Raw genomic sequence first — 12,577 nt, 5'->3', positions numbered from 1 at the left:
TTAGCGTAGCTCCTCTCTGTCCCTGAAGTGTTCGAGTGCTTCAGGGTTCGCTAATGCGTCTGTATTTTTAACGGGCTCGCCATGAATCACATTGCGCACAGCCAACTCGACAATCTTACCGCTTATAGTACGGGGTATGTCGTCAACCTGCAAAATTACGGCTGGTACATGACGTGGCGTTGCGTTTGCCCTTATGGTCTTTGCAATAGTTTGCTTGAGGTCATCGTTAAGCTCAATACCTTCGCGTAATTTAACAAAAAGAACCACACGTTCATCGCCGTCGTATTGTTGTCCAACCGCAATACTTTCAAGTACCTCGTCAACTTTTTCCACCTGTCGATAAATCTCGGCGGTGCCGATACGAACGCCGCCAGGATTAAGAACGGCATCTGAACGGCCGTGGATAATAATACCGTTATGTTCAGTTAACTCAGCGAAATCGCCATGTGCCCAAGTGTTATCAAAGCGAGCAAAGTAGGCGTTAAAGTAACGCTCCCCGTTGTCATCGCCCCAAAAGCCTACAGGCATGCAAGGGAATGATTTTTCACAAACCAACTCGCCTTTTTCACCGCGTATGGGCTTGCCATTATCGTCATAGATATTCACTGCCAGGCCGAGACCACGACACTGAAGTTCGCCACGGTAAACGGGCAGAATAGGGCAGCCCAGTGCAAAGCATGAAATGATATCAGTGCCCCCTGAAATAGAAGACAAGCAGAGATCTTTTTTAATGTCCCGGTACACATAATCAAAACTTTCAGGTGGCAATACGGAGCCTGTTGTCAGTATGCTTCTTAGTTTTTCCAGTTGGTGGCTTTCTCTGGGTTTTACACCCGCTTTTTCAAGTGCGGCAAGATACTTAGCACTGGTTCCAAAAACAGTAATGTCTTCTTCGTCGGCTACATCCCATAGGAACTCCGGCTCTGGTGCAAACGGCGAGCCATCAAATAAGGTCAGGGTTGCACCAACCGCTAAGCCGCTGACGAGCCAGTTCCACATCATCCAACCGCAGGTGGTGAAATAGAAGAGGTTGTCTTCGGTGTCGAGATCAGTGTGTAAACCGTGTTCTTTCAGGTGTTGTAGTAATGTTCCTCCCGTGCCGTGGACGATGCATTTGGGAACGCCGGTTGTACCGGATGAGAACATGATATAAAGCGGGTCGTTAAAGTCGCGCTCGATAAACTCAATTTGAGTGGCGCTACTGTCGGAAAATTCGTCCCATGAAACGACGTTATCGCCGCTTAACGTTTCTTGTTGGTCACTGAAGTTAACAATGACGGTTCTTTCAATGCTCGGGATTTTTTCAACGATATCGGCCGTCTTGTCTTTTATATTGAGGTTTTTGCCGTTGTAGAAGTAACCATCTACGGTAATTAGCACCTTTGGCTCAATTTGACCAAACCGATCCAATACACCCTGCACGCCGAAGTCAGGTGAGCACGATGACCAAATTGCGCCCAAGCTGGTGGTAGCCAGCATACCAATAATGGTTTCGATGCAGTTCGGCATCATAGCCGCAACGCGGTCGCCAGTGGTGATACCTTGTTGACGAAGCCCGGCGGCAAAGGCAGCAACACGGCTATATAGCTCGGCGTAAGTCAGTTGCTGTCGAGCGCCATTTTCACCTCGGAAAATTAACGCAATTTTATTATCTTTATGTCGCAACAAGTTTTCTGCAAAGTTCAGCTTTGCATCAGGAAACCATCGTGCGCCAGGCATTTTATCTTTATCGGTGACAACGGTGGCGCCTTTTTCTCCAATGACATCAAAGTAGTCCCATATCATTGACCAGAAGCTTTCGTCATTATCAACCGACCATTGGTAAAGGTCGTGATAATTGGCCAAAGCGAGACCTTTTGCCGTATTAACTTGCTGCAGGAAATCAGTCATGCGGGCATCGGCAATGGTATCCGCTGACGGTTGCCATAATGCTTCTGAAGTCATTTTATTCCCCTTGTTTTGCTAATTCTGCAATAGCGACTTGCGAGCGAGGTCCGTGGTTGAGCTGTTTACAAATACCGGCGCCTGCAGCTATAAGCCTATTTAAATTGATGCCGGTTTTTATACCCATACCATTCAGCATGTAAACCACGTCCTCGGTAGCCACATTACCGCTTGCGCCTTTGGCGTAAGGGCAGCCACCAAGACCAGCAACGGCAGAGTCAATGGTTGCAACACCTAACGGTAGGCACGCCATGATATTGGCCAATGCTTGTCCATAGGTATTGTGGAAATGTAAGGCAAGCTTCTCCATCGGAACTTGGTCTGCAACCGCTGCCAACATTTCCTGAGCTTTAAGTGGTGTGCCGATACCGATAGTGTCACCTAAAGACACTTCATAACAGCCCATTTCATAAAGCGCTTTGGCGACTTTAACGACATTTTCCAGTGGCACTTCACCTTGGTAGGGACAGCCCAGTACGCAAGAAACATAACCCCGAACGGGTATGTTTTTCTCTTTTGCGGCGGCAATCACTGGCTCGAATCGCTCCAGTGACTCATCAATACTGCAGTTTATGTTTTTTTGTGTAAAGGCTTCCGAGGCGGCTCCAAACACGGCAACTTCGTCCATATTGGCAGCAACTGCCGCTTCAAAGCCTTTCAAATTCGGCGTGAGTCCGGCGTAAGTAACATCTGAACGGCGATTCACCTTTTCCATAACAGCAGTGCTGTCAGCCATTTGCGGCACCCATTTCGGGCTGACGAAGCTGGCGCTCTCAATGTAAGATACGCCAGCATCAGCTAAAGCCTCGATAAGAGCGACCTTAGCTTCAACAGACACAGTTGTTTCGTTCTGCAAACCGTCACGCGGGCCTACTTCAACAATTTTAATCTGTTCTGCAATAGCCATAGTTACTCCGTTTCGCTAACCGCAATGAGTTCATCGCCGTCGCTGACAAGGTCGCCAGCGGCAAAGAAAATATCGGTGATTTCGCCGTCATGGCCAGCGCGTATGGTGTACTCCATTTTCATGGCTTCCATAATGACAAGCGGCTGATCTTTTTCGACGGTGTCACCTTTCGTCACCAGCACCTCCATAATCGTGCCGTTCATAGGCGCAACGTGTCCGCCGTGCGCTGCATCATCAGAGAGGGTATCAGCTACGCGGTGGCGATGGAAAGTGACAGGACCATTGTCGGTAAAGACGGTAATTTGTTGGTCATCTGCGCTGACATAACGAGAGTAACGCATATCACCTGCGGTCAGTGTCAGCTTGTCATCGGTTAGGCTAGCCTGCCAATGAATCTTTTCTTCACTGATACGCTGGGTAAACTCACCATTTCCAACTTCTGTCAGTGAAATGGTGTAATTGTCATCATTGAATTGGAGCGGGATGCTGTGCGTCGCTGCTGAGTTCATTCTAAAGGCATTACCGCTTTGCCATGGAGAGCTGCCACGCTGCTGTTGGCGTTGAATAATATCGAACAGCGCCGCTTCCGTCGCAATTTGCTGATAGTTCACTGAGCTGTCAGGTGCTAAGTCGTTTTGGTGTTGTTGAATGAACTCGGTGGTTAAATTGGTATTCACAAACTCTGGGTGCGATGCCAAACGATGCAAAAAGTCGACATTGGTTGTCAGGCCAGTTAACCGGTATTCACGCAATGCTTTCTGCAGACGAAGCAGGGCGCGACTTCGGTCGGTATCCCAGACAATGAGCTTGGCGATCATGGGATCGTAGAAAGCTGAAATTTCGTCGCCTTCTTCTATGCCGGTATCAATTCGTACGCCGTTTACTTCAGCTGGTGTGCGTAAATGATTGATGGTGCCGGTGCAGGGTAAGAAGTCGTTGTCTGGATCTTCTGCATAAATACGCGCTTCGAACGCATGACCGTTAACCTGAATATCATTTTGAGCAAGCGGTAATGGTTGACCTGAAGCAACCAGTAATTGCCATTCAACTAAGTCCTGTCCAGTGATCATTTCCGTCACCGGGTGCTCTACCTGCAAACGAGTATTCATTTCCATAAAGTAGAATTCACCGCTTTGATCAAACAGGAACTCAACCGTACCAGCACCAACATAATCAATGGCTTGAGCCGCTCGAATAGCGGCTTCACCCATGTCCTTTCGGGTTTTCTCCGTGAGCGCCGGAGCAGGGGCTTCTTCCAGTACTTTTTGATGGCGGCGTTGGACTGAACAGTCACGCTCGGCCAAATAGACAGCATTGCCATGTTCGTCGGTAAATACCTGAATTTCTACGTGACGAGGGTTACGAATAAAGCGTTCCAACAGCACTTTGTCGTTACCGAAAGAGGACTTGGCCTCGCGCTTGGCTGAATTCAAGGCTTCGTCAAACTCACCCATGTTTTCGACGACACGCATGCCTTTACCACCGCCACCGTATGCGGCTTTCAGAAGCAATGGAAAACCAACTTTTTCGGCTTCTGCTTTGAGGGTGTCAGTGTCTTGCTCGCTACCATGATACCCCGGAACTAAGGGCACTCCGGCGTCCTGCATTATCGCTTTGGCGGCACTTTTCGAGCCCATTGCGGCGATAGAAGCAACCGGAGGCCCAACAAAGATGATGTCATTGGCCTGACAGGCGTCGGCAAAATCTTCGTTTTCTGATAAAAAACCATATCCGGGGTGTATAGCTTCGGCACCGGTTTGTTTGGCTGCGGCAATAATTTTGTCGCTGCGCAGGTAACTTTCTGTGCTAGCGGCAGGACCAATGTGAACGGCATTGTCAGCTAACTTAACGTGGCGGGCGTTACGATCGGCATCAGAATAAACGGCAACTGTTCGAATGCCCATTTTTTTTGCCGTTGAAATAATACGGCAAGCGATTTCACCACGGTTCGCAATCAGTAATGTGTTGATCATAATGGGACCTGTTTTTAATTCTTATTGAGCCAGGCAGCAGGGCGTTTTTCTAAAAACGAACTTAAGCCTTCCTGACCTTCATCCGATACGCGAATTTCCGCAATGGCTTTTATCGTATGTTCGCGTACGTCTTTATTAATAGGGCGCGAACCAACGTTGCGAATTAGTTCCTTACAGGCCGTTACGGCTTGAGGACTGTTATCTAACAGCGCATCGAGTAAATTATTTAGTGGTTCTTCAAAGTCGTCGACAACGTCACTCACTAAGCCGAGTTTCTGTGCTTCGTCAGCGAAAAAACGTTCTGCGGTGAGCATGTAACGACGAGACTGTCTTTCACCAATAGTGCGGACAACATAGGGACTAATAACTGCTGGTATGAGTCCAATTTTTACTTCACTTAAGCAAAAGCTGCTGCGTGGTTGCGCTAGTACCATGTCACAACAAGCGGCTAAACCGACGGCACCGCCAAAGGCGGCGCCTTGAACCAACGCAATACTTGGTTTGCTAAGCAAATCTAAACGCTCCATTAATAAACCAAGCTCACCGGCGTCTTCAACGTTTTCTTGATAGTTTTTATCCGCCATAGAGCGCATCCAGTTTAAGTCTGCGCCGGCAGAAAAGTTTTTGCCTGCAGAGCGTAGTACCAGAACGCGAGCCTGTTCACTCTCTTCGACGTCTTTTAACGCCTGAAGCAATTCTGAAATCATGACGTCGTCAAAGGCGTTATGAACCTCGGGACGATTTAATGTCAGCGTCGCAACACCCTTATCGTTGATATCAAGGTTGGTGTATTTTGCCATAATAAATAACCTCCGATTACATGCGGAAGACGCCGAAACGGCTGTCTTCAATCGGTGCATTTAATGAAGCGGCAAGGCTTAGTGCCAGAACTTCGCGTGTTTGTGCCGGGTCAATAATGCCATCGTCCCATAATCGGGCAGACGCATAGTACGGGTGACCTTGTTTCTCGTACTGCTCAACAATCGGCTTTTTCAGCGCTTGTTCTTTTTCTTCACTCAGGCTTTCGCCTTTACGGGCTAAATTATCTTTGGTGACCTGCGCCATAACGCCTGCAGCTTGCTCACCACCCATGACCGAGATACGGGCATTTGGCCACATGAACATCATGGTTGGATCATAAGCGCGACCACACATGCCGTAGTTACCGGCGCCATAGCTACCACCAATTAAAACGGTAAACTTAGGCACTTTCGCACAGGAAACGGCCATAACCATTTTCGCGCCGTGTTTGGCAATGCCTTCGGCTTCGTACTTTTTACCGACCATAAAGCCGGTAATGTTTTGTAGGAACACCAGTGGAATTTTTCGTTGGGCACAAAGCTCAATGAAGTGGGCACCTTTTTGTGCCGACTCGGAAAACAAAATGCCGTTATTCGCGACAATACCAACGGGGTAGCCGTCAATGCGGGCAAAACCCGTCACCAGCGTATTACCGTAGTTGGCTTTAAATTCATCAAAGTCAGAATCATCAACAATGCGCGCAATGACTTCGTGAACGTCATAAGGCTTGCGCAGGTCAGTACCAACAATACCGTACAGTTCCTTGGCATCGTAACGTGGCGGCTTCGCCGGTTGGCGATCCAATTGAGTTGGTTCACTACGGTTAAGACGTGCTACCGAACGGCGAGCTAACGCTAATGCGTGTTCATCGTTATGGGCAAAATGGTCGGCAACACCGGAAATGCGAGTGTGCACGTCGGCGCCACCAAGCTCTTCGGCGGAAACTTCTTCACCCGTTGCAGCTTTAACCAAAGGTGGACCTGCCAGGAATATCGTGCCTTGCTCTTTAACAATAACGCTTTCATCCGCCATCGCGGGTACGTACGCACCGCCAGCAGTACAAAGACCCATAACCACCGCAATTTGCGGAATGCCTTTGGCCGACATATTCGCTTGATTAAAGAAAATGCGGCCAAAATGTTCTTTGTCCGGAAAGACTTCGTCTTGGCGGGGCAGGTTAGCGCCGCCAGAGTCGACTAAATAGATACAAGGTAAGTGACAACGCTCGGCAATTTCCTGAGCACGCAAATGTTTTTTAACGGTCAGGGGGTAGTAGGTGCCGCCTTTCACGGTGGCATCGTTGGCGATGATCATGCACTCGGTGCCTTCGACCTGACCGATACCAGCAACGACACCTGCAGAAGGTACGTAGTCCTCGTAGCAGTCCCATGCCGCAAACTGACCCACTTCTAAAAATGGCGAGCCAGCGTCCAATAATTTATTAATACGGTCACGAGGCAGTAATTTACCGCGAGATAAGTGGCGCTCCTGATACTTAGGACCGCCACCTTGGTGTATTTGTGCTGCTTTTTCTTGCAAGTCGTCAACCACAGCCTGCATCGACTCGTAATTTGCAGTGTACTGCTCATCACGAGTGTTTACTTTACTCGATAAAATTGCCACAGCGCAGCCTCCCGTTATTTGGATTCGCTGAAGATTTCGCGACCTATCAGCATGCGGCGAATTTCTGACGTGCCCGCGCCTATTTCGTACAGTTTTGCGTCACGTAACAAGCGACCCGTTGGATACTCATTAATGTAGCCGTTACCGCCTAATAATTGAATGGCGTCTAGCGCCAATTGAGTGGCTAATTCAGCAGCGTATAAAATAGCGCCAGCTGCGTCTTTGCGAGTGGTTTCACCGCGGTCGCACGACTGAGCTACCGCATAAACGTAAGCTCGAGCCGCATTAGTACGAGTGTACATATCAGCAACTTTACCCTGGACTAATTGGAACTCGCCAATTTCTTTGCCGAACTGTTTACGGTCGTGAATATAAGGGACGCAAGCGTCTAAGCATGCTTGCATAATGCCTAATGGCCCCGCTGCCAGAACCGCGCGCTCGTAGTCCAGACCACTCATGAGTACAGCGACACCTTCGTTCAATTCACCCAAAATGTTATCTTCAGGAACTTCAGCATTTTCGAATACCAGTTCACAGGTATTTGAACCGCGCATACCCAGTTTGTCGAGCTTTTGCGCCTGGCTGAACCCAGGGGTGTCTTTTTCAACGATAAACGCAGTAATACCTCGAGAGTTTTTCTCAGGTTCCGTTTTTGCGTAAATGACGAAAACATCGGCATCCGGACCGTTAGTGATCCACATTTTGTTGCCATTCAGAATGTACTTGTCGCCTTTTTTCTCTGCGCGTAGTTTCATGCTGACAACATCCGACCCTGCGTTAGGTTCACTCATTGCTAGGGCGCCAACATGTTCACCAGTACATAACTTAGGTAAGTACTTTTTCTTTTGCTCTTCGTTACCGTTACGGTGAATTTGGTTCACGCAAAGGTTTGAATGTGCACCGTAACTCAGACCGACTGACGCTGAAGCTCGGCTAATTTCTTCCATAGCAATAACGTGCTCTAGGTAGCCCATACCCGAACCACCGTATTCTTCAGCAACGGTTAAGCCGAGCAGACCCATGTCGCCAAGCTTACGCCATAAATCGCTTGGAAACTCATTTTTCTCGTCGATGTCAGCTGCGCGCGGCGCAATTTCATCACGAGCAAAGGCATTAACTTGCTCACGGATCATGTCAGCGGTTTCGCCGAGGCCAAAATTAAAAGTGGTGTATTGACTAATCATAACGACTCCTGAGAGTGAACTTTGGATGTTGACTGCTGAATAACTTCAAGTTCGTCCTGGCACCGTTGTTCCAGACCGCTGAGTTCCGTCAGCAATACATTAATGTCTTCCATTTGTTGTTTGAGTGAGACTTTTTTCTCACTAATAAGCTCAAGTACCTTTTGTAGTTGTGCAGCGCTACTGTTATCTGCGTCGTAAAGCTCAAACAGGCGACGCGTTTCGGCCAAGGAAAAGCCTAAACGTTTGCCCCGCAAAATGAGTTTTAAACGGACTCTGTCTTTATTGGTATAGATGCGCTGTTGGCCCTGTCGCTTTGGTGAAAGCAGGCCTTCGTCCTCGTAGAAGCGGATGCTACGAGTGGTAATGTCAAATTGCTTTGCCAGTTCACCAATACTGTAGGTAATTTTATTGTTCATCGGTACTTGCTTTTTGGCTGCTCTGGGATCTAAGCTTAGAGGAAGTTTACGTTAACGTAAAGTGCATTTGGAGGAAAGATGTCAAGCGATTCCATCGTGATTGTGGCGGCTAACCGCACGCCAATGGGCGGTTTTCAGGGCAGTTTGAGTGATGTGGCAGCACCCAATTTGGGCGCGGCAGCGATAAAAGCAGCCCTTAGTAACAGCGGCTTAAGTGCCGATGATATTTCAGAAGTTATCATGGGTAATGTGTTACCCGCTGGCTTAGGCCAGGCTCCGGCTCGCCAGGCGATGCTATACGCTGATTTACCGCGTTCAACCGGGGCAACCACCATTAATAAAGTGTGTGGTTCTGGCTTGAAAGCCGCAATGATGGCGCACGACTTAATTAAGGCGGGGTCTGCTGATGTCGTGGTTGCTGGTGGTATGGAAAGCATGTCAAATGCACCGTATATGTTGCCAAAAGGCCGCAGCGGTTATCGTATGGGGCACGGACAGGTGCTTGATCACATGATGCTGGATGGTCTGGAAGATGCCTACGAGCATAAGGCGATGGGTGTTTATGCCCAGGGAACGGCCGATGATTATGGTCTTGACCGTGAGGCGATGGATGAATTTGCGATTCATTCACTGACTAAAGCTCAAACGGCGATTAAAGACGGTTTGTTTGAGGGGGAAATTACGCCGGTAACTTACTCGACTCGTAAAGGCGACGTGACCGTTGATACCGACGAGCAGCCAGGCAAAGCGCGTTTGGACAAAATTCCTGAACTTCGTCCTGCGTTCAAGAAGGACGGGACCATTACTGCAGCGAACTCAAGCTCTATATCCGATGGTGCAGCGGCACTTATTTTAATGCGGGAGGGTGATGCAAAAGCGAAAGGTCTTACGCCGTTAGCGCGGGTGATGGGTCACACGACACATTCGCAAGCACCTTCTGAGTTTACCATTGCCCCGATTGGCGCAATGAACTCGTTGTTGAAGAAACTGGACTGGACGAAGGACGACGTTGATTTATGGGAAATTAACGAGGCCTTTGCGATGGTTACCATGCTGGCAATTCAGGAAATGAAACTGGATGCGAGTAAAGTCAATGTGCATGGTGGCGCTTGTGCGTTAGGACACCCGATTGGCGCAAGTGGTGCTCGCTTATTAGTAACGCTGCTACATGCACTGAAACAAAAAGGCCAGAAACGTGGCGTCACCTCGCTGTGTATTGGCGGCGGTGAAGCCGTTGCTCTGGCTGTGGAAATGCTCTAATCGGCGTTGTTTATATAGGTTAGCGGGCGGGTTTTAGGTTTTGTACTCGCCCGGCTAACCAAACAGCCAGGACGATAACGGAAGCGCCAATGATTAAGCGGGTGTAGTCAAAAGACTGTTCCCAAAATAAGACGTTAACCAGAATTCCGGCAGGAATGAGCGCATTGTTCATGGTGGCGAGTTGCCCGGTGTTAACCCATTTGCTGGCGAGGTTCCAGCCAAGGTAGCCGAGGCCGGAGGCAATAATGCCAAGCCATAATAAAATGCCCCACTGGAGTTCAGTGGTGGGCAATAGGTTTAAGTCGGCGAACAGTAATACGCCAAGCCCGGCAATGACACTGGCGCCAAAGAAAAAAGCGGCAAACTGCTGACTTTGGGCGAGGGGTTTACCTGTCGGTAGACGTTTATAAGCAACTTGACCTAAGGCAAAGCACGCATTGGCTGCTTGAATTAAAAAGAAACCAGTGATGAAGTCGTCGGACAGTGGTTGATAGCGAATAATGGCAGCGCCGCCGACAGAGACCACTGCTGCTATCCACCATAGTAGGGGTAAGTGCTTGCGGTTGAGTATAAGCTCATCAATAAGAGTAATGTAGAGCGGCGTAAAAATAGTGAACAAAAGCACTTCAGCGACGCTCAAATACAAAAACGCGTGGTACAAGAATAAATACATGGCGCCAATTTGGATGGCTCCAATAATGGCAAGCTTGCCCAGTTGAGGCAGCTGCCCACTTTTGGGCGATAAGTGCCGCCAACGGAATAAGGGTAAAACGGTTAACAGTGCTAGAATCATGCGCACGAAAACAACAATGTAGCCGTCGACTTGTCCGGCAAGATAAACGCCAATGAGAGAAAAACTGGCGGCCCAAAGTAGAGTAATCAGAATTAAGAGGGTCACGTTAAAGGCTCACTTAACTAAATTCGTTCATTATGATGTGAACAAAATAACACAACAAGAAGGTGAATTATGTCTAAGAAAGTGCCTCTGTACATAGATGGCGAATTTGTCGCCTCGAAGTCGGAACAGTGGATTCCTGTCACCAATCCAGCGACACAGGAAGTTATCGCCGAAGCGCCCGTTGCTACTCAAAGCGAGATGGAAGCGGCGGTTGAGAGTGCGCGCGAAGCGTTTAAAACCTGGAAAGAAGTCCCTGTATCAGAGCGTGCTCGCGTAATGATGCGCTATCAGGCGCTGCTTAAAGAGCATCAGGAAGAAATTGCGGAAATTCTGGCTCAGGAAACCGGCAAGACATTTGAAGATGCGAAAGGCGATGTCTGGCGTGGTATTGAAGTGGTTGAACACGCAGCGAATATTCCGTCACTGCTGATGGGCGAAACCGTAGAAAACGTTGCTCGTAAAATTGACTCATACAGCTACACACAGCCGTTAGGCGTTTGCGCGGGGATTACACCGTTTAACTTCCCGGCAATGATTCCGCTTTGGATGTTCCCGTTGGCAATTGCCTGTGGTAATACCTTTATTCTTAAGCCGTCTGAGCAAGATCCTTTAACACCAACGCGTTTGGTTGAATTGTTTGAAGAAGCGGGCGCACCAAAAGGTGTTCTGCAAGTTCTACATGGTAACAAAGAGCAAGTTGACTTCTTACTTGACCACCCTGACGTTCGTGCATTGTCATTTGTGGGCTCAGTACCGGTAGCTGAGTACATTTACCGCCGGGGTACGGAAAACGGTAAACGTGTTCAGGCGTTTGCCGGTGCGAAAAACCACTGCGTTATTATGCCGGACGCAAACAAACAGCAAGTGATCAATAACTTGGTTGGTTCGTCGGTTGGCGCCGCCGGTCAGCGTTGTATGGCTATTTCTGTCGCTGTATTTGTTGGCGCAGCGAAAGAGTGGATTCCGGAAGTGGCTGAAGCTATTGCTAAAGTTCGCCCGGGTGCCTGGAACGATGAAAACGCCGCTTATGGCCCAGTCATTAGCCCACAAGCAAAAGAGCGCGTTGAAGCGTTAATTACTCAGGGTGAAAAAGAAGGCGCGACGCTTTTAGTCGACGGACGTAACTGTAAAGTTGACGGTTTACCAAACGGTAATTGGGTCGGCCCGACTGTGTTTTCTAATGTCACACCTGATATGGAAGTCTATAAAACGGAGATTTTCGGTCCGGTATTATGTGCGACTGAAGTCGACAGCCTGGAAGACGCGTTAGAATTGGTTAATAACAACCCTTACGGTAATGGTACATCTATCTTTACGGCCAGCGGTGCGGCTGCTCGTAAATATCAGCACGAAGTTGAAGTGGGTCAGGTCGGTATTAACATTCCAATTCCGGTACCTCTACCATTCTTCTCGTTTACTGGCTGGAAGCGTTCATTCTTCGGTGATCTCCACGCTTATGGCAAACAAGCGGTGCGCTTCTACAGCGAAACGAAGACTGTGACGGCGCGCTGGTTCGAGAGCGACATTGATGAAGTCGCGGGTCCAAATATGTCGATTAACCTTAGGTAGTA

10 protein-coding genes are annotated in these 12,577 nt (G+C 48.7%); 2 read left to right on the top strand and 8 right to left on the bottom strand.

Translation table 11 applies throughout. The features are described 5' to 3' along the window. From CEW91_RS07740 to CEW91_RS07710, 7 genes are read right to left on the bottom strand one after another with little or no spacing between them, the layout of a single operon-like run. Complete coding sequence (locus tag CEW91_RS07740; protein WP_088768436.1) at positions 1-1,944, bottom strand: acetoacetate--CoA ligase; 1,944 nt, start codon at positions 1,942-1,944, stop codon at positions 1-3. Position 1,945: 1 nt separating this feature from the next. Further along, on the bottom strand, positions 1,946-2,851 hold the full coding sequence (locus tag CEW91_RS07735; protein WP_088768435.1) for a hydroxymethylglutaryl-CoA lyase: 906 nt from the start codon (positions 2,849-2,851) through the stop codon (positions 1,946-1,948). Positions 2,852-2,853: 2 nt separating this feature from the next. Continuing rightward, positions 2,854-4,824: an acetyl/propionyl/methylcrotonyl-CoA carboxylase subunit alpha gene (locus tag CEW91_RS07730; RefSeq protein WP_088768434.1), complete on the bottom strand. Its 1,971-nt coding sequence runs from the start codon at positions 4,822-4,824 to the stop codon at positions 2,854-2,856. A gap of 14 nt (positions 4,825-4,838) precedes the next feature. Beyond that, positions 4,839-5,624 carry an enoyl-CoA hydratase-related protein gene (locus tag CEW91_RS07725; protein ID WP_088768433.1) on the bottom strand — a complete coding sequence of 262 codons (786 nt, stop codon included), beginning with the start codon at positions 5,622-5,624 and terminating at the stop codon, positions 4,839-4,841. A 16-nt stretch (positions 5,625-5,640) separates the two neighbouring features. Further along, on the bottom strand, positions 5,641-7,248 hold the full coding sequence (locus CEW91_RS07720; RefSeq protein WP_088768432.1) for a carboxyl transferase domain-containing protein: 1,608 nt from the start codon (positions 7,246-7,248) through the stop codon (positions 5,641-5,643). A gap of 14 nt (positions 7,249-7,262) precedes the next feature. Next, positions 7,263-8,432 carry an isovaleryl-CoA dehydrogenase gene (locus CEW91_RS07715; protein ID WP_088768431.1) on the bottom strand — a complete coding sequence of 390 codons (1,170 nt, stop codon included), beginning with the start codon at positions 8,430-8,432 and terminating at the stop codon, positions 7,263-7,265. Next, a complete protein-coding gene (locus CEW91_RS07710; protein ID WP_088768430.1) occupies positions 8,429-8,848 on the bottom strand; it encodes a MerR family transcriptional regulator in 420 nt (139 codons plus the stop codon). The genes CEW91_RS07715 and CEW91_RS07710 overlap by 4 nt, the downstream gene beginning before the upstream one ends. 78 nt (positions 8,849-8,926) lie before the next feature. Here CEW91_RS07710 and CEW91_RS07705 point away from each other — a divergent pair, with 78 nt between their 5' ends. Next, the gene (locus CEW91_RS07705) at positions 8,927-10,108 is read left to right on the top strand and encodes an acetyl-CoA C-acyltransferase (RefSeq protein WP_088768429.1); all 1,182 of its coding nucleotides are present in this window, start codon (positions 8,927-8,929) and stop codon (positions 10,106-10,108) included. A 19-nt stretch (positions 10,109-10,127) separates the two neighbouring features. Here the strand turns inward: CEW91_RS07705 and CEW91_RS07700 are convergent, their stop codons facing one another. After that, on the bottom strand, positions 10,128-11,006 hold the full coding sequence (locus CEW91_RS07700; RefSeq protein WP_088768428.1) for an EamA family transporter: 879 nt from the start codon (positions 11,004-11,006) through the stop codon (positions 10,128-10,130). Between the two features lie 69 nt (positions 11,007-11,075). Between CEW91_RS07700 and CEW91_RS07695 the strand changes: the two genes are divergently transcribed. Continuing rightward, entirely contained in the window at positions 11,076-12,575 is a 1,500-nt protein-coding gene (locus tag CEW91_RS07695) for a CoA-acylating methylmalonate-semialdehyde dehydrogenase (protein ID WP_088768427.1), read from the top strand. Positions 12,576-12,577: the final 2 nt, after the last annotated feature.

Source organism: Idiomarina piscisalsi (genome assembly GCF_002211765.1).
Taxonomy (GTDB): Bacteria; Pseudomonadota; Gammaproteobacteria; order Enterobacterales; family Alteromonadaceae; genus Idiomarina; species Idiomarina piscisalsi_A.
This window is presented reverse-complemented; position numbering and strand designations above follow the sequence as displayed.

Coding starts and splice junctions, on each gene's coding strand:
- CEW91_RS07735 (WP_088768435.1), bottom strand. CDS start 2,851: ATGGCTATTGCAGAACAGATTAAAATTGTTGAAGTAGGCCCGCGTGAC.
- CEW91_RS07710 (WP_088768430.1), bottom strand. CDS start 8,848: ATGAACAATAAAATTACCTACAGTATTGGTGAACTGGCAAAGCAATTT.
- CEW91_RS07730 (WP_088768434.1), bottom strand. CDS start 4,824: ATGATCAACACATTACTGATTGCGAACCGTGGTGAAATCGCTTGCCGT.
- CEW91_RS07705 (WP_088768429.1), top strand. CDS start 8,927: ATGTCAAGCGATTCCATCGTGATTGTGGCGGCTAACCGCACGCCAATG.
- CEW91_RS07725 (WP_088768433.1), bottom strand. CDS start 5,624: ATGGCAAAATACACCAACCTTGATATCAACGATAAGGGTGTTGCGACG.
- CEW91_RS07715 (WP_088768431.1), bottom strand. CDS start 8,432: ATGATTAGTCAATACACCACTTTTAATTTTGGCCTCGGCGAAACCGCT.
- CEW91_RS07740 (WP_088768436.1), bottom strand. CDS start 1,944: ATGACTTCAGAAGCATTATGGCAACCGTCAGCGGATACCATTGCCGAT.
- CEW91_RS07695 (WP_088768427.1), top strand. CDS start 11,076: ATGTCTAAGAAAGTGCCTCTGTACATAGATGGCGAATTTGTCGCCTCG.